The organism is Streptomyces sp. NPDC048496, assembly GCF_043200055.1.
GTDB lineage: Bacteria > Actinomycetota > Actinomycetes > Streptomycetales > Streptomycetaceae > Streptomyces.
Genome location: NZ_JBICXB010000010.1, coordinates 114443 through 131824 on the forward strand (window position 1 = coordinate 114443; position 17382 = coordinate 131824).

The 17382-nt window shown below is 70.7% G+C and carries 13 protein-coding genes; 6 read left to right on the top strand and 7 right to left on the bottom strand.

Annotated elements, in window-relative coordinates:
- The first annotated feature begins 87 nt into the window (after window positions 1–87).
- Window positions 88–261 carry a hypothetical protein gene (locus tag ACGFSA_RS13545; protein WP_266986310.1) on the top strand — a complete coding sequence of 58 codons (174 nt, stop codon included), beginning with the start codon at window positions 88–90 and terminating at the stop codon, window positions 259–261.
- A gap of 23 nt (window positions 262–284) precedes the next feature.
- Here the strand turns inward: ACGFSA_RS13545 and ACGFSA_RS13550 are convergent, their stop codons facing one another.
- Window positions 285–1085: a site-2 protease family protein gene (locus ACGFSA_RS13550; protein ID WP_393303658.1), complete on the bottom strand. Its 801-nt coding sequence runs from the start codon at window positions 1083–1085 to the stop codon at window positions 285–287.
- A 209-nt stretch (window positions 1086–1294) separates the two neighbouring features.
- Between ACGFSA_RS13550 and ACGFSA_RS13555 the strand changes: the two genes are divergently transcribed.
- Window positions 1295–4687 carry a BTAD domain-containing putative transcriptional regulator gene (locus ACGFSA_RS13555; protein WP_393303660.1) on the top strand — a complete coding sequence of 1131 codons (3393 nt, stop codon included), beginning with the start codon at window positions 1295–1297 and terminating at the stop codon, window positions 4685–4687.
- A 14-nt stretch (window positions 4688–4701) separates the two neighbouring features.
- Here ACGFSA_RS13555 and ACGFSA_RS13560 read toward each other — a convergent pair whose 3' ends face one another.
- The 3 genes from ACGFSA_RS13560 to panB all read right to left on the bottom strand — a co-directional run bounded on the left by ACGFSA_RS13560 (window position 4702) and on the right by panB (window position 7673).
- Entirely contained in the window at window positions 4702–5559 is an 858-nt protein-coding gene (locus ACGFSA_RS13560; protein WP_393303662.1) for an ABC transporter permease, read from the bottom strand.
- Window positions 5556–6578, bottom strand: coding sequence for an ATP-binding cassette domain-containing protein (locus tag ACGFSA_RS13565; protein WP_393303664.1), 1023 nt, complete (start codon window positions 6576–6578; stop codon window positions 5556–5558). The genes ACGFSA_RS13560 and ACGFSA_RS13565 overlap by 4 nt, the downstream gene beginning before the upstream one ends.
- Window positions 6579–6788: 210 nt before the next feature.
- Window positions 6789–7673: a 3-methyl-2-oxobutanoate hydroxymethyltransferase gene (panB, locus tag ACGFSA_RS13570; RefSeq protein WP_393303666.1), complete on the bottom strand. Its 885-nt coding sequence runs from the start codon at window positions 7671–7673 to the stop codon at window positions 6789–6791.
- A gap of 137 nt (window positions 7674–7810) precedes the next feature.
- On the opposite strand from panB, the gene ACGFSA_RS13575 reads away from it, so the two are divergent.
- From ACGFSA_RS13575 to ACGFSA_RS13590, 4 genes are all read left to right on the top strand, one after another.
- Window positions 7811–9100 carry an MFS transporter gene (locus tag ACGFSA_RS13575; protein WP_393303668.1) on the top strand — a complete coding sequence of 430 codons (1290 nt, stop codon included), beginning with the start codon at window positions 7811–7813 and terminating at the stop codon, window positions 9098–9100.
- A gap of 150 nt (window positions 9101–9250) precedes the next feature.
- A complete protein-coding gene (locus ACGFSA_RS13580) occupies window positions 9251–9937 on the top strand; it encodes a TetR/AcrR family transcriptional regulator (protein WP_393303670.1) in 687 nt (228 codons plus the stop codon).
- A 296-nt stretch (window positions 9938–10233) separates the two neighbouring features.
- On the top strand, window positions 10234–11151 hold the full coding sequence (locus tag ACGFSA_RS13585; RefSeq protein WP_393303758.1) for an endonuclease/exonuclease/phosphatase family protein: 918 nt from the start codon (window positions 10234–10236) through the stop codon (window positions 11149–11151).
- A 69-nt stretch (window positions 11152–11220) separates the two neighbouring features.
- Entirely contained in the window at window positions 11221–12417 is a 1197-nt protein-coding gene (locus ACGFSA_RS13590) for a globin domain-containing protein (protein ID WP_393303672.1), read from the top strand.
- Window positions 12418–12756: 339 nt separating this feature from the next.
- Here the strand turns inward: ACGFSA_RS13590 and ACGFSA_RS13595 are convergent, their stop codons facing one another.
- From ACGFSA_RS13595 to ACGFSA_RS13605, 3 genes are all read right to left on the bottom strand, one after another.
- A complete protein-coding gene (locus ACGFSA_RS13595; protein ID WP_393303674.1) occupies window positions 12757–13665 on the bottom strand; it encodes a type II CAAX prenyl endopeptidase Rce1 family protein in 909 nt (302 codons plus the stop codon).
- Window positions 13666–13869: 204 nt separating this feature from the next.
- On the bottom strand, window positions 13870–15624 hold the full coding sequence (locus ACGFSA_RS13600) for an NAD+ synthase (RefSeq protein ID WP_393303676.1): 1755 nt from the start codon (window positions 15622–15624) through the stop codon (window positions 13870–13872).
- 87 nt (window positions 15625–15711) lie between these two features.
- Window positions 15712–17340, bottom strand: a complete 1629-nt coding sequence (locus ACGFSA_RS13605) for a multicopper oxidase family protein (RefSeq protein WP_393303678.1) — start codon at window positions 17338–17340, stop codon at window positions 15712–15714.
- Window positions 17341–17382: the final 42 nt, after the last annotated feature.

Below are 17382 nucleotides of genomic sequence, written 5' to 3' on the forward strand. Positions count from 1 at the left end.
CCACGGCCGCACCCCGCGGAGAGCGGAACGGGGCATGAGGGACACTGGACGGGACCGTGCACCGCCCCCGGACAGGAGCTGCCCCCCATGCCCCGCCTCGCTCTCTACGCCCTCGCTGTCTGCGTCCTCGCCGTCGGTGCGGCCGTGGCCTCCTTCGTCCAGGGCAGCTGGCTCGGGATCGTCTGGGTGCTGATGGCCGGGCTCTCGTCCAACATGGCGTGGTACTACCTGCGCAAGCAGCGCGCCGGGACCGCGGGCTGAGGGCTGTCCTCGGGGGACAGCCCTCAGGGCCTGTCGACGGCGCAGTCCGGATTCGCCGTGCTCCAGAACTGGTAGGCGTCGCGTCCGCAGTACGTCCTGAACTCACTCACGCCCAGTGACCGCAGCAGGCTGTGGATCGCGTCGAAGAACACGTGGTTGATCTCCGGGATCCACAGCACGCCGAAGACCGCGATCAGTCCGAACTGTGCGAACGGCTCCACCTGGCGGCGGATCCGGTACGACAACCAGGGCTCGATCACCCCGTACCCGTCCAGGCCGGGGACCGGCAGGAAGTTCAGGATCGCCGCGGTGACCTGGAGCAGTGCCAGGAACGCCAGCGCGTACCGGAACTCCCTCGGGACCCCGTCCAGGGCGTGCAGCCAGAACGGCGCCGTGCAGACGAGCGCGAACAGTACGTTCATCAGCGGGCCCGCCGCCGAGATCACGCTGTGCTTCCAGCGGCCGCTGATCCGGCCCCGCTCGATGAAGACCGCGCCACCGGGCAGGCCGATCCCACCCATGATCACGAACAGTACCGGCAGCACGATGCTCAGCAGCGCGTGCGTGTAGGCGAGCGGGTTGAGCGTGAGATAGCCCTTCTCCCCGATCGAGATGTCCCCGCTGTGCAGCGCGGTGCGGGCGTGCGCGTACTCGTGCAGACAGAGCGAGACGACCCACGCCGCCGTGACGAAGAGGAAGACCGCGAGCCCCGGGGGATACCCGAAGTCCGTCCACACCGCCCAGCCCGATACCGCCATGACGGCGACGATCCCGAGAAAGACCGGGCTGACCCGCCGGTCGCTCCGGGCTGCTGCAGTGGTCATCAGCGGACTCCAGGTGGCTGGGTGCGGGGAGTGCGTCGGAGCAGGCGCGAGCCCCGACCGTACCGGTGGCACGGAGGAAACGTCTCGCGCCGACGCGGTGGTTCCGGACAGGGTGGGGACACGGCGAGCAGGGCGCGCACCACACGGACTGCGCGCACCGCGGAGCGAGACCTCCCTCGGACAGGGGAGCAGTCAAGGAGAATAGGCGCGTGCGCTACAGCATCCTCGGCACCACACAGGCACTCCACGACGACGGTACGGCCGTCGTCATCGGTGGGGCGCGGCTGCGCGCCCTGCTGACCGTTCTCGCGCTGCGCCCCGGCCGTACCGTCCCGGCCACCGTCCTCGTCGACGAGGTGTGGGACGGCGATCCGCCCGCCGACGCGGTCGGTGCCCTGCAGGCGCTCGTCGGCCGGCTCCGCCGTGTCCTCGGCCATGGGGCGATCACCTCGGCGGAGAGCGGCTACCGGCTCGCCGCCGACCCGGACGCGGTCGACCTGCACCGCTTCGGGCGGCTCGCCGGGGACGGTACGCGCGCACTGGAGGAGGGCGATCCGGCGAAGGCCGTGGCGGTCCTCGACGACGCCCTCGCACTCTGGCGCGGACCGGTTCTCGCCGATCTGCCGGACCGGGGCGCCGCCGCCGCCCGCTGGACGGCCCGCCGCATGGACGCCCGCCGCGCCAGGCTGACCGCGTCGCTGGCGCTGGGCCGGGCCGATGAGGTCCTGCCCGAACTGGTCGCGCTCTGCGCGGACCACCCGATGGACGAAGCGCTCCAGGCGCTGCGGCTGCGGGCGCTGCGGGACGCCGGACGTACGGCGCAGGCGCTGGCGGCGTACGAGGAGGTGCGCACCGTGCTCGCCGAGCGCCTCGGCGCCGACCCGGGCCCCGAACTGCGCGCACTGCACGCGGAGTTAATCCGCCAGGAGCCGGTGCGCAGACCGCCGAACCGGACGCCGGGACAGGTGCCGGACGGTGCCGCGGACCGGACGCCTGCCCCGGGCCGGGCGCCCGCTCAGGTCCCCGTGACGGAACCGGCCCGCACCCCCGCCCTCCACGCCCACGGCAACCTGCGCGCCAGGCTCACCAGCTTCGTCGGGCGCGAGGACGACATCGTCGCCCTCCGTGACGACCTCGCGCAGGCCCGGCTCGTCACCCTTCTCGGGCCCGGCGGCGCGGGCAAGACCCGGCTCTCCCAGGAGGCAGCCGAATCCGTCGCGCCCGCCTGGCCGGACGGTGTCTGGCTGGCCGAGCTCGCCCCCGTCGACGACCCGGAATCCGTGCCCGAAGCCGTACTGACCGCGCTCGGTGCCCGCGAGACCGTGCTGCGCGGCGCCGGTGCCGAAGAGCTCCGGGCCGCCGAGCGCGGCGCGGGCGACCCGCTCGTCCGGCTCACCGAGCACTGCTCCCGGCGCAGCATGCTCCTCCTCCTCGACAACTGCGAGCACGTCATCGAGGCCGCCGCCGCGCTCGCCGACCATCTGCTCGCCCACTGCCCGGACCTCACCGTCCTGGCGACCAGTCGCGAACCACTCGGCGTACCCGGCGAGTTCGTCCGCCCCGTCGACCCGCTGCCCGACCCGATGGCGCTGCGTCTGCTCGCCGACCGCGGCGTCGCCGCGAAGCCGGGGTTCCGGACCGACGCGGACGAGGAGACCGCGGCGGCCGCCGCCGAGATCTGCCGCCGGCTCGACGGACTGCCGCTCGCCATCGAACTCGCCGCGGCCCGGCTGCGCATGCTCAGCCCGCGCCAGATCGCCGACCGGCTCGACGACCGGTTCCGCCTGCTGACCAGCGGGGCCCGTACCGTGCTGCCGCGCCAGCAGACGCTGCGTGCCGTCGTCGACTGGTCCTGGGATCTTCTCGACCCGTCCGAACGCGCCGTCCTGCGCAGGCTGTCGGTCTTCGCCGGCGGCTGCACGCTCGGTGCGGCCGAAGCGGTCTGCGCGGACGGGTCGCAGGACGCGCGCGAGGTCGCCGGACTGCTCGGCTCACTCGTCGACAAGTCCCTCGTCGTCGCCGCACCCGCCGACGACGGCGAAATGCGCTACCGGTTGCTGGAGACCGTCGGCGAGTACGCCGCCGAGCGGCTCGACGAGGCCGGGGAGCGGGCCACCGCCGAGCGGCACCACCTGGTGCACTTCCGGGAACTGGCCCGTACCACCGACCCCGAACTCCGGGGCGCCGGACAGCGGGCCGCCATCGACCTCCTGCAACGTGAGTACGAGAATCTGCGCACCGCGCTGCGCCACGCCGTCGCCGCCCGCGACGAGCAGGAGGCGCTCTGCATGGTGCTCTCGCTCTCCTTGTACTGGCAGATGCGCAACCTGCGGGCGGACGCCCTGCAGTGGGCGGACGCCGCCGCCGCGCTGGGCCCCGACCCCTTCACCTCACCCGCCACCCCCGCACCGTCGATCCACGAACGCTGCACCGACGCGCCGCCGCCCATGTCGTCGGAACTGCTCCAGGAGGCCAGGCGCGAGGTGGCGCTGGTCCAGCTGGTCAGCATGGATCACGCCATGGACGAATGGACCAACGAGGCGAGCATGGCACGGCTCCGGGTCATCGCCGACACGTATCACGCGGGCCAGCCGCAGACCTGCCGCGCTCCGGCATCGCTCTGGTTCTTCGCGGTCATGCTCACCGGGGACATGGGCGAGCTGCGCGAGCTGCTGGACGAGACGGTCCGCTCCTGCCGCGAGCTGGGCTACGACTGGGAACTGGCCGCCGCGCTCCAGATGCGTGCCAATGTGCTGGCCAACCGCCCCAGTTGGTCGGACGAGGCGCGCATCGACGCCGACGAGAGCCTGGAGATCTTCAGCCGGCTCGGCGACGACTGGGGCGCCGCCGAATCACTCTCCTCGCGGGGCGAGGCGAACGAGCGGCGCGGCGAATACGCCCGCGCGGCCGAGGACTTCCTGGCCGCGATCGGCTATGCCGAGAAGCTCGGCGCGCAGTCCCAGGTGGCGGTGCTCCGTACCCGCTACGCCTCGGTGCTCACCGAGCTCGACCGCGGCGCGGAGGGCGAACGGATCCTGCGGGACGTGCTCACCCAGGGACCACAGGCGGGCCACGAGGCGATGCTCATAGCCCGGCTCTTTCTCGCCATGTGGCTGGGCCGCTCGGGCCGGACGGCCGAGGCCCGCGAGCAGATGCTCGCCCTGCGCGACCACTTCCGCTCGGAGACCATGGCCATCTTCGACGGCTTCGTGCTGGGAGGCATGGCCTGGCTGGACAACCAGGAGGGACTGTACGCCGACGCGCTGGCCCGCGGCAGGACGGCGCTGGCCCGGTCCGGTGACCGGCTCTCGCAGATGGTCGCGCCGCAGATGGCCGTCATCCATCTCGTCACCGTGGCCAGGGCCCTGGCCGGACTCGGCGACGAACGGGCGGCCGGGCTCGCCGCACGGCTGCTGGGCGCGGGCTCGCGACTGCTGCCGGCCGGACATGTGCCGACGTCGATGGAGCGGGACAACTTGGCGCGGGCAAAGGCCCTGGCCTCGACGGTCCTCGGCGAGGCCGCGTACGACTCCGCATACGCCGAGGGCGACGGCCTCGTACTGGAGGAGGCCGTCGCCCTGGTCGACGCGTACCGGGAGTGAACCGGAGGGCCGCGTCAGGTCCTCTTGCGGAACTTGGCGACCGCGAGCGGCGCCGTCACCAGGGTGATGGCCGCGGCCCAGCCGAGCGTCAGCCACACCGAGTGGGCGACCGGTCCGCCCATCATCAGCCCGCGTGCCGCGTCCGCCAGATTGGACAGCGGGTTGTAGTCGGTGAACGCCTGGAGCCAGCCGGGCATCGTCGCGGTCGGGGCGAAGATCGAAGAGCCGAACTGCATCGGAAGGAGCACCAGCATCCCCATTCCCTGAACCGCCTGGGCCGTCGGCAGCGACAGTCCGAGCAGGATGAAGATCCACATGATGGCGGCGCCGAACGCCGCCGACAGACCGACCGCTCCGAGCAGACCGAACACCGAGGTCTTCAGCTCCATGCCGAGCAGAAAGCCCATGCCCAGCAGGATCGCCGTGGCGACCATCATCCGGGCCAGCTCGACCAGGATCTTCGCGATGAGGACCGAGGAGCGGGCGATCGGCATCGTCCGGAACCGGTCCATGACTCCCTTTCGGAAGTCGTCGTTGACACCGGTGCCGACCGCCATGGCGATGTTCATGCCCATCATCGCCATCAGGCCGGGCACCACGTAGTTGATGTACGTCTGCCGGTCGCCGCCCAGGCTCGCGCCGACGGACCCGCCGAAGACGTACACGAACAACAGGATGAAGATGACCGGCATCAGGAGCACATCGAACATCGACTCCGGATCCTTCTTGATCTGGAGCAGATTGCGCCGCATCAGCGCCCCGATGTGCCGCATGTTGCCGCGCAGCCCGATCCGGCCCTCGCCGCCGGCCGCCCTCGGCCGAGGGGAAGCGGTGGCATCGGCGGGGGCGGGTTTCAGAGTCGTCGTACTCATGCCGCGACCTCCTCGGGGATCGTGTCGGTGACGGAAGAACTCTTCTCGCCGGTGATGGCCAGGAAGACCTCGTCCAGGCTGGGCAGCGCGGTGGCGACGTGCGCCAGCGAGAAGCCCCGGGTGCCGAGCAGGCCGATGACGGCGGTCAGCTGTTCGTCGCTGAGGATCGGTACGTACAGCAGTCCCTCGTCCGGGACGGCCTGCGCGCCCGCGACCCCGTCGAGTCCGGCCTCCCTGAGCGCCTGCGCCATCGCGGGCAGCTGCGCCGGGTCCGAGGGCCGGATCTGCAGGGTGCGGCCGCCGACCTTCGCCTTGAGCTCGTTCACCCCGCCACTGGCGATGATCCTGCCCTTGTCGATGACGGTGAGTTCATTGGCGAGCTGCTCGGCCTCTTCCATGTACTGGGTGGTGAGCAGGACGGTCGCCCCCTCCGCGACCATCCGCTGCACCTCGTCCCAGACCTCATTGCGGGTCCGGGGGTCGAGCCCCGTCGTCGGCTCGTCCAGATAGAGGACGGCCGGGCTGCCGATCATCGAGGCGGCCAGGTCGAGCCGGCGCCGCATGCCGCCGGAGTAGTCCATCGCGGCACGCTTGGCCGCGTCGGTCAGCGAGAACCGCTCCAGGAGCTCGTCGGCCCGGGACCGGGCGGTCTTGCGCGGCAGATCGAGCAGACGCCCGATCATGTAGAGGTTCTCCCAGCCGGAGAGCTTCTCGTCGACCGAGGCGTACTGGCCGGTCAGGCCGATGATGCGGCGCAGCTGCCGCGGCTGCTTCACCACGTCGTAGCCGGCCACGGTGGCGTGTCCGGCATCGGGAACGATCAGCGTGGACAGGCAGCGTACGAGGGTGGTCTTGCCGGCGCCGTTGGGGCCGAGCACACCGAGGACGGTGCCCTCGCGCACGTCGAGGTCCACGCCGTCCAGAGCCTTGGTCGAGCCGTAGTGCTTGACCAGCCCCCGCACCTCGACGGCGTTGCCGCCGCTCCTGGGGTTCTTGTCGATTCGCGTCATGTCCACCATGGGACCACCCGCCACCGACAGCCCACCGACATCCTGCCGACAGGGCCGCCTGCAGAACGCCTGCAGTGGCCGGCACACGCCGACAGCCCGCCGATGGGGGAAGCCGGCGGGCCGTCGTTGTGCGGGCAGTGACCGGTGATCCCCCGGAGGGGACCGGGCATGTCCTGGGGCCTCTTGTTCGGAACGCCCTGGGAAGGCCCTGGGAAGGCCCTAGTGGAAGGTGTGCTCCGGCTGCGGGAACGTGCCGCCGACGACCTCGTCCGCGAACTCCTTCGCCGCGTCACCGAGCACCTTGCGCATGTTCGCGTACTGCTTGGTGAAGCGCGGCACCTTACCGCCGGTCAGCCCCACCATGTCGGTGTAGACCAGCACCTGGGCGTCGGTGTCGGGACCGGCGCCGATGCCGACGGTCGGGATGTGCAGACTGCGGGTGATCTCGGCGGCGACCTCGGCCGGTACGAGCTCCAGGACGACGGCGAACGCCCCCGCGTCCTGTGCCGCCTTGGCGTCCCTGATCAGCCGGTGGGCGGCCTCGTCGCTGCGGCCCTGCACCCGGTAGCCCATGGTGTTCACGGACTGCGGCGTCAGGCCGAGGTGCGACATGACCGGGATGCCGGCCGAGACGAGCAGCTCGGTCTGGGGGAGCGACCGCTCGCCGCCCTCCAGCTTGACCGCCCCGACGCCGGACTCCTTGACCAGCCGGGTGGCGTTGCGCAGGGCCTGGACGGGCCCTTCCTGGTACGCCCCGAAGGGCAGGTCGCCGACGATGAGGGCGCGCTTGGTGCCCCGTACGACGGCGGCGGAGAGGATGGCGATCTCGTCCATCGTGACGGGCACGGTGGTTTCGTAGCCGAGGTGACAGTTGCCCATGGAGTCGCCGACGAGCATGACCGGGATGCCGGCCTCGTCGAAGACGGACGCGGTCATCGCGTCGTAGGCGGTGAGCATGGGCCACTTCTCGCCGCGCTCGGTGGCGGCGGCGATGTCGTGGACGGTGATGCGGCGAGTGCTCTTGCCTCCGTACAGCGCCTTGCTGCTGTCGGTGGGAACCCCCGCGGGGGTTGCGGGCTGGTTCTGCGCAGCCTGAAGCGTCATTGTCAACGGCTCCTTCGTCATCTCGAGGCGCCCTGACGGCGTCCCCGGATCCCGTCCATGGTGGCATCCCGGGCCGTCCACGGGAAGTGGGCACGACTGGGCAAAGACTTTCCAATACGAGACGGTCTCGTATCGAAATGAGATACGCTCGCCGCCATGTCGATACCCTCCGGCCCCCCGGCCGCCGTGCCCCGTGTTCCCGAGGCGATCCACCGCCGCCGTTGGGTGATCCGATCCTGATGAACGTCTTCGAGCGCGACGAGCAGCCCAAGGCGATCGGCATCTGGGCCGGCAGCGTCGGCCTGGGCATCGCCATCGGCCCGATCACCGGCGGACTGCTGCTCGAACACTTCTGGTGGGGGTCGATCTTCCTGGTCAACGTGCCCGTCGTCGTCATCGCGCTGATCGCGATGGCGGTGCTGGTGCCGGACTCCCGGGACCCGAAGCCGGGCCGGATCGACCCGCTCGGCGTCCTCCTCTCCATCGTCGGTCTGGTCCTGCTGGTGTTCGGCATCATCCGCGGCGGCGAACTTGCCGACTTCGGCGACGCCGTCGTGCTCCTCTCGATCATCGGCGGTCTCGTCGTCCTGGCCGGATTCGTCTGGCACGAGAAGCGCAGCAGCCACCCGGCCATCGACATCACGTACTTCAAGAACGGCGCGTTCTCCGCCGCCGTCGCCGCTGTGGCGCTGGTCTTCTTCGCGCTGATGGGCGTGACCTTCTTCTCCGCCTTCTACCTGCAGAGCGTGCGCGGCTACAGCGCCCTGCAGTCCGGACTCCTGATCGTGCCGCTGGCCGCCGCGCAGATGATCTTCGCGCCGCGCGCCCGGCTGGTCGTCGAGCGGTTCGGCTCCCGTGCGGTGTGCACCGTCGGCATGCTGCTGGTCGCGGTCGGACTGTCGGCGTTCGCACTCTTCGACGCCACTACACCCGTCTGGGTGATGTGTCTGGTCTTCTTCGTCCAGGGCACTGGCATGGCACATGTCATGCCGCCCGTCACCGTTGCCGTGATGCAGGCGCTGCCGCGCGAGAAGGCCGGTTCCGGATCGGCGATCAACAACACGTTCCGGCAGGTCGGCGGGGCGCTCGGGATCGCCGTCCTGGGCTCCGTGCTGTCCACCGTCTACCGCGGTGACATCGAGGGCCACCTCGGTACGCTCCCGGCCGCGGCCAGGGGCGCGGCGGGGGAGTCGATCGAGGCGACCCTCGGCATCGCGGAGAAGCTCGGTCCGGCGGGCGCTCCGCTGGTCGGCGCGGCCAACGACGCGTTCGTCAGCGCCATGCACGTCACCGCACTCGGCTCCGCGTGCGTCGCCCTGATCGGTGCGCTCGTGGTCGGAATCTTCCTGCCGGGCAAGCCGCCCGCCGGGCAGCGGTCCGAACAGGGCGACGACGACCGGGCCGTGCCCGCGGGCGCGCGCCGATGACACCATGACGGCCACGGGCCCGGACGGCTGACAAGCCCCGCCCCGGTCACCCCGGACACACCGGGCCGACCGGGGCGGGGAGCAGGACACCGCCCGGTCGGTGAGAATCGGGACAGGGACCGTACGGGCGCGGCGAAGAGGTGGAGCCAGGTGCAGGCGCAGGACGAGGACCGGGAACCGCGGCGCGGCCGACCGCGCAGTGCGGCGGCGGAGCGGGCGATCCTGGACGCCGTCGTCGAACTCCTGGAGGCCGGCGAACCGCTCGCCGGGCTGTCCATCGAGCGCATCGCCCGGACCGCAGGCGTCGGCAAGGCCACCATCTACCGGCGCTGGAGCGGCAAGGAAGAGCTCTTCGTCGATGTGCTGCGCGACATCGAACCCCCGGAACCGAAGATCTCCGGCACCGCCGGGCTCAGCGACCTCCGCGTGATGCTGGAGTCGCTGCGCAGGCGCGGACTCGCCCAGCGCACCTCGGTTCTCCTCCACAACGTCTTCGCGCAGATGAAGAGCCACCCCAAGCTGTGGGCCGAGTACCAGTGCACGGTGACAGCACCGCGCCGGGCCGCGATGGTGGCGGCCGTGCGGCGGGCGGTCGAAGCGGGCGAACTCCGGGCGGACCTGGACGTGGAGCTGATGGACGACCTGTTCGTCGGTCCCATGCTCGTACGGACCGTTCACCGGCCCGACGCGCCACTGCCGGAGGACCTCGCCGAACGGATCATCCGCACGCTGGTCGAGGGCCTGGCGCCGCGCCGGGCTCCCGACACCACCCCGGTCCCCGCCCGGACAACCGCCCCCGCCACCCTTCCGTCCGGCAAAAGCGCAGGCCAGGCATGACACGCCCGGCTCTGCCCGAGTGTGAGCGTTGTGTCACAACGCACCACAAGATCCCTCCGGCCGGAACTCGCCGGACCGCGTCCTTCGTCCTCGTGGCAGTACGGCCGTCCTGGACGGCAGGAAAGACGTCGCTCATCGCCTAGGGTCGGGGAGCGCGGCGATGGGTACGGCGAAGCAGTGAGGACAGCGCAATGGTGCAGGCGTACAGGGCGGACACCGGGAACGGCAGCGCGGGACCGCAGCGCACCGGGTCCCGCTTCCGGAACCTGCGCGACAGATGGACCAGTGACAACGGGATGTGGCGGCGCGGCATCGTCCTCGCCGCCTGCGCGGTACTGCTCACCCTCGTGATGGTGTTCCACGCGGATATCCCGAACACCATCGGCAACCTCGGCAGCCTCAGCGAGACGTTCCTGCCGTGGATCGGCGTGTTCGTCCCGCTGCTGATGATCCTGGGCCTGGTGCGTCGCTCGGCGACCGCGCTGATCGCCCTGCTGCTGCCGGTCGTGGTCTGGCTCAACCTCTTCGGCGGGCTGCTCACCGACAAGTCGGGCAGTGGCGGCGACCTCACCGTGGCCACCCACAACGTCAACGCCGACAACCCCGACCCCACGGGCACCGCCCGGAAGGTCGCGGGCTCCGGCGCCGACATCATCGCCCTGCAGGAGCTGCCGAGCGGCCAGGTGCCGACGTACGAGGCGGCGCTCGCCGACCGCTTCCCGTACCACTCGGTGCAGGGAACCGTCGGCCTGTGGAGCAAGTACCCGATGAGCGCCACCCGGCCGGTCGACATCAAGATGGGCTGGACCCGGGCGATGCGTTCCACGGTGACGACGCCCAAGGGTGAGGTCGCCGTCTATGTGGCCCATATGCCGTCCGTACGGGTCAAGCTGCACGCCGGATTCACCGCCAACCAGCGCGACGAAAGCGCGGACGCCCTGGGCGAGGCCATCGCCCACGAACGCCTCGGCAAGGTGATCCTGCTCGGTGACCTCAACGGCACGATGAACGACCGCTCGCTCAACGAGGTCACCTCGCAGATGCGGTCCACCCAGGGCGCGGCCGGCGACGGCTTCGGCTTCAGCTGGCCGGCGTCGTCCCCGATGGCCCGGATCGACCAGATCATGGTGAAGGGGGTCGAGCCGATGTCGTCGTGGACGCTCCCGGCGACGGGCAGCGACCACCTCCCGATCGCCGCCCGCGTCGAACTCTGAGATCTGCCCCGTCGGGGGCTTGCGCGGGGTGCGAAGGGGGCGTGGGGGTCGCGGATATTATTGCCACCCGTGTCCATAAATACTGCACTCATCGAGTGGAGCTTCTCTGTCGTCGAACGGCGTGCGGATCAGCTGAGCAAGTACTTCTACGCCCACCTGTTTCACCACAACCCTGGCGTCCGCCACATGTTCCCGGAGCAGATGGACGAGCAGCAGGACCGGCTCTTCGCCGCCCTCACCGCGGCAGCCAAGAACGCCGCGGACCCCGAAGCCCTCGTGGCGTACCTGCGCCCCCTCGGCTTCGACCACCGCAAGTTCGATACCCGTCCCGAGCACTACCCGGCCGTGGGCGCCAGCCTCATCGCGACGCTGAAGGTGTTTGCCGGCGATGCCTGGACGCAGGAGATCGAGGAGGCGTGGGTCGCGGCCTACGGCCTCATCTCGCAAGTGATGATCGCTGCGGCCGAAGAGGTCCCCGCGTCGACGCCCCGCTGGTGGGACGCGGAGGTCGTCCACCACGAGCTGCGCACCGATGACATCGCGGTTCTCACGGTGCGCCCGCACCTTCCCTATCCCTTCGAGGCCGGTCAGCACGCCGCGCTGACCGTGCCCGAGGTGCCCCAGGTCTGGCGCCCGTACTCGATCGCCAACGCTCCGCGCATCGACGGCACCCTGGAATTCCATGTGCGCCGCATCGAGCGCGGCCGACTGAGCACCGCACTGGTGGACCGGGTCCGCTCCGGAGGCAGCGTCCGTCTCGGCCCCGCGACCGGCAGCATGACCCTGCCGCCCGATTCCGGTCATGGTCTGCTGTGCGTGGCCGGGGGTACCGGCTGGGCGCCGGTGAAGGCGATCATCGAGGCGGCCGCGGCCCTGCCCCGGCCGGGCGAAGTGAGGCTCATCCTCGGCGCCCGCACCGAGCGCGAGGTCTACGACCTCGACGGCCTGGAGCGGCTGGCCAAGACGTACGACTGGCTGGACGTCACAGCGGCGCTGCCACCGGAGGGCGGGGAACCGGAGGACGCCGACGCCGAACTGCTGCGACAGGTCGGTGAGTACGCCCGTAACCGACCTGGCCGCCAGGTCTACGTCAGCGGACCCTCGGGCATGGTGCGCGCTGTCGAGACGCGGCTCGGGGCGCTCGGCTTCGATCCTGACCGCATACGCCGCGACGCCTACATCCACCAGCACGGCACCGACGGGCCCACGTCCCCGGCGGAGTGGTTCCTGAGCAAACGCGACATCCCATGGATTCACTCCCGGTAGACGCGAGGGATGTCGCCGCTCACCCCGACCCGCGCCACCGATGGTGATCGGCAGCGATCGCCGCCCGCGTCGAACTGTGACACAGCGGTCCGGTTGCCTCCGGGCCCGGACCGGCCGGGCACGGCCCGGGGGCCTCAGAGCCTGTCGGGTGACCTCTGATCGGGCGGCCACGCCCTGGCACGCACGCTTCCCGCGTTGCCGAAATGCCCTAGTAGCTCTTTCCCCAAGCTCTCAGCTTCGTTCGAGCAGGGGAGACCCCATCCGAGGAGCTTCCAGCGCCTTGGAATCGCACGCACCAGACCGCGTCCGCTTTCCGATCGAAGGTCACCCGACAGGCTCTCAGTCCTGCGCGGGTCGGGCGTCGGGAAGGGCGAGTCTGCCCGTACGGGCGAGGAAGACGACCAGGGCGGCCATGGCGATCCAGCCGGGCCAGCCCGCGAGGCTCATCTGCAGCGGCTTCAGCGGGGCGTCCGGCTCGGCGAATTCCTTGACCATGCTCATGCTGGCCGTGCTGACGAAGGCGTGGCCGACGACCGCCGGGATCACCGATCCGGAGGCCAGTCGCAGCCAGGTGAACACCGGCAGCGCGAGGCCGCAGCTCACCAGCATGGCGGGCACGGCGACGTACCAGGGCTGACCGGGATACTGCCCGCCCATCAGCAGGGTCGGCAGATGCCAGAGCGCGAAGGCGGAACCCGTGCCCAGATAGGCGGTCAACGGACGTGTGCGCCCTTTCCCGTAAGCCAGCCGGGGGAGCAGGTAGCCCTGCCAGCCCAGCTCCTCACCGAAGAACAGCGGCAGGGCCAGCAGCATCTGCACGAGCGCCGTCCCGGCCCAGGCGGTCGTGCCGCTCCAGCTCGCACCGGCGAAGGGATAGACGCCCGCCGCCGTGCCGATGGCGAGCGTGACGACGCTGAGACCGGCGGGGACCAGGACGGCCGTCAGCAGCCACCGCACCGCGTGGGACCACGGTTTCGGGAAGCGCAGGGCGAGCACATCGCGCACCCCGCCGCCGCCCTCCACCCACCGCACCACCACGATCGCGGCGACGGCCGGAGCCATCATGGCCGCCGATATGCACAGGTTCTCCAGGTCACCGGGGCTTGCCCGGCCATCGGTGCGACGGAAGCCCTTGATCAGCAGGGGTGACATGGCCACCCACATGCCCAAGTAGGCGATCGCCAGATAGGTGAGCAGCCCACGGAGTCGGGTGCGGTGCGGAAGGGCCCGCGGTGCGGTAATGGTCATGCCGACGACGCTAGAAGCGTCCGTGGCGGGACAGAAGGAAGCCCACTCCCGTCTTGGTGGTGGAGTCTGCTCCACCACGACGGCCCGTGGTGGAGCGGGGAGCGGACCGGACCGGGGTGCTTCCCGGGACCGTCCGGCAGCCGCGCCGACGCCGGGCGCCGGGCGGGCCCGAACCCGGCGTGCCCGGCGCCCGGCCGTCGGGTTTCAGCCCGACTCGCGCCACCGATTGGTGATCGGCAGCCGCCGGTCCTTGCCGAAGCCCTTCGGGGAGATCTTCGTGCCCGGCGGGTACTGCCGCCGCTTGTACTCCGCCGTGTCCACCATCCGCAGCGTCCTCGTCACCAGCGTCTCGTCGAACCCGGCCGCGACGATCGACTCCAGCCCCAGGTCCCGGTCGACGTACAGTTCCAGGATCCGGTCCAGCACGTCGTAGTCGGGCAGCGAGTCCGTGTCGACCTGGTCGGGCCGCAGCTCGGCGCTGGGCGGCTTGGTGATGGACGCCTCCGGGATCGGCGGCGTCTGGCCGCGTTCCTCCGCGGCCCGGTTGCGCCACTTCGCCAGCCGGAAGATCGACGTCTTGTAGACGTCCTTGATCGGCCCGTACGCGCCGACGGAGTCCCCGTACAGCGTCGAGTAGCCGACCGCCAGCTCCGACTTGTTGCCCGGCGCGAGGACGATCTGGCCCTCCTGGTTGGAGACGGCCATCAGCATCGTGCCGCGAAGTCGCGACTGGAGGTTCTCCTCGGCGAGACCGGTGAGCCCCAGCGACTTCATGTACGCGTCGAACATCGGCTCGATCGATACGGTGCGGAAGTTCAGCCCGGTACGGCGCGCCAGCTCCGCCGCGTCGCCCTTGGAGTGGTCCGAGGAGTACTTCGACGGCATCGAGATGCCGTACACGTTCTGCGCGCCCAGCGCATCGCACGCGATGGCCGCGACGAGCGCCGAGTCGATCCCGCCGGACAGCCCGATCAGCACACTGCTGAAGCCGTTCTTGGCGGCGTACGCACGCAGGCCCACGACCAGCGCCGAGTACAGCTCCTCGTCGTCGTCGAGCCGCTCGGCGTAGCCGCCGGTCAACTCCGCCTCGTAGGCGGGGAGAGGCTTGTCGGAGAGGACCACATGGTCGATCCGCAGTCCGTCGTTCACCACCCCGGACGGCGCCTCGGGCGCCGCGGCGGGCAGCTCCAGGTCGAGGACGACGCAGCCCTCGGCGAACTGCGGGGCACGGGCGATCACGTCGCCGTCCTTGTCGACGACGATCGAGTCGCCGTCGAAGACCAGCTCGTCCTGCCCGCCGATCATCGCCAGATAGGCGGTGGTGCAGCCGGCCTCCTGCGCCCGCTTGCGGACCAGTTCCAGCCGGGTGTCGTCCTTGTCCCGCTCGTACGGCGAGGCATTGATCGACAGCAGCAGCCCGGCCCCGGCGGCGCGCGCGGCCGGCACCCGGCCGCCGTCCTGCCAGAGGTCCTCGCAGATCGCGAGCGCCACATCGACACCGTGGACCCGTACGACGGGCATCGAATCGCCCGGCACGAAGTACCGGAACTCGTCGAAGACTCCGTAGTTGGGCAGGTGGTGCTTGGCGAAGGACAGCGCGACCCGCCCGCGGTGCAGCACCGCGGCGGCGTTCTGCGGAGAGCCGGCAGGCTGGCCGTAGCGCGGCTGGGCCTTCTCGGAACGGTCGAGGTATCCGACGACGACCGGCAGCTCCCCGAAGCCCTCCGCGTCGAGGCGGGCGGCGAGCGCACCCAGCGCGTTCCGCGACGCCTCGACGAAGGACGACCGCAGGGCCAGGTCCTCGACGGGGTAACCGGTCAGCACCATCTCGGGGAACGCCACCAGGTGGGCGCCCTGTTCGGCGGAGTGCCGGGTCCATTGGACGATCGCCTCGGCGTTGCCGGCGAGGTCACCGACGGTCGAGTCGATCTGATTCAGTGCGAGGCGTAGTTGAGGCACGCGCCTCAGTGTAATCGTCTTTCTGACGCGATGTCCCTGCGGGCCGCACTTCCGCTGCCGCGGCCGACGCGGCCCGCCAGGACCGGGTCAGCGGCGGTAGCCGAGGACCGTCATCATGTTCATGTTCGAGTGGTAGACGTTGTGGCAGTGGAGCATCCACAGCCCCGGGTTGTCCGCGTCGAGCTCCACGGCCACCGACCTGTGGGGCAGAACGATCGCGGTGTCCTTGCGCGCCCCGGGAGCCCTGCCCAGCACCGAGCGCGGTCCCGCACGTCCCGCGAGGGAGAACGTGTGCCCGTGCAGGTGGATCGGGTGCCACATCTCCGTGATGTTGTAGAACTCCAGCCGGACCCGCTCGCCCGCCTTGACCGGATGGCGCTGATCGGGGTCGTAATTCTTGTGGTCGAAGCCCCAGTCGAACGCCCTCATGCTGCCGGTCATCTTGATCCGGATCGTCCGGTCGGGCTTGCGGGCGGCCACCGCCACCGACTCGTCCGGTTTCAGCTCGAAGGCCGACACCAGCTGCCCGGTCAGCTCCTCGGGCAGCACGGAGGCGGCCGGCGCCGCGCCACCGCCGGTACGGAGCAGGGCCAGTGCCGACGCCTTCTTGCCCTCGGCGACCGCCGTCAGCGGGAACACCCCGTCCCCGGCGGTGACCAGCACGTCGTACCGCTCACCCATGCCCAGCAGCAGTGCGTCCGTCGTGGTGTGCCGGACCGGGAAGCCGTCCGCGTGGGTGATGGTCATCCGGTGGCCGCCGAGCGCGACGCGGAACGGGGTGTCGCCGCCCGCGTTGATGATGCGCACCCGGATCCGGTCGCCGGGCTTCGCGGTGAACGTGGTCGGGTCCTTCGGGACGCGGCCGTTGATCAGGTAGTACGGGTAGTCGACATTGCCCGCTTCGCCGCCGAGCAGTTCGCTCGGGGCGCCCCTCAGCACCCGCGAGGGCCCGGACCCGGAGCGGGGCTTATTATCGGCCCCGGAAGACCCGTGTTCCATGCCACCCATGCCGTGGCTGAGCTCGGCGAGCACCGCCTCCGGAGTGGAACCCTCCACTCCGTCGACCCAGTCGTCGAGCACGACGACCCACTCCTTGTCGTACGACAGGGGCTCCTTCGGGTTGTCGATGATCAGTGGTCCGTACAGACCGCGGTCCTGCTGGACGCCCTGGTGCGGATGGAACCAGTACGTCCCCGACTGCGGCACCGCGAAGCGGTACGTGAACTCCGCGCCCGGTTTGATGGCCGGCTGGGTCAGCTCGGGAACACCGTCCATGTCGTTGCGCACATGGAGGCCGTGCCAGTGCACGGTGGTCGACGTCGGCAGGTGGTTGGCGAAGGCGACTGCCAAGGTGTCGCCCGCGGTGATCCGGATTTCCTTGCCGGGCAGCCGGTCCCCGAAGGACCAGGAGCTGACGGTGAGCCCGCCACCCAGATCGAGGCGGGCCGGGGTGGCGGTGAGGTTGATCTTCCGTACGGGGCCGGAGCCTCGCTTCGCCTCGACCGCCGCGACCTCCGCGTCGCCGGGAGAGATGTACTCTCCGCGGCTCCTCGATGCGGGCGACTGGCTGTGGTTCATGGCGTCGTGATGCGTGGGGCCCGGGTTCGCGGCGTGCTGTTCCGGGGCCGTACCACTGGAGCAGGCAGCCAGAACTCCCGTGCCGGCCATGGCGATTCCGGCGCCGAGCACGGCGCGTCGAGTGGGCTGAGTGGGCATGGCTGGAACACCTCTGATGCTGTCGGCGTGGGCTGAAGGAGG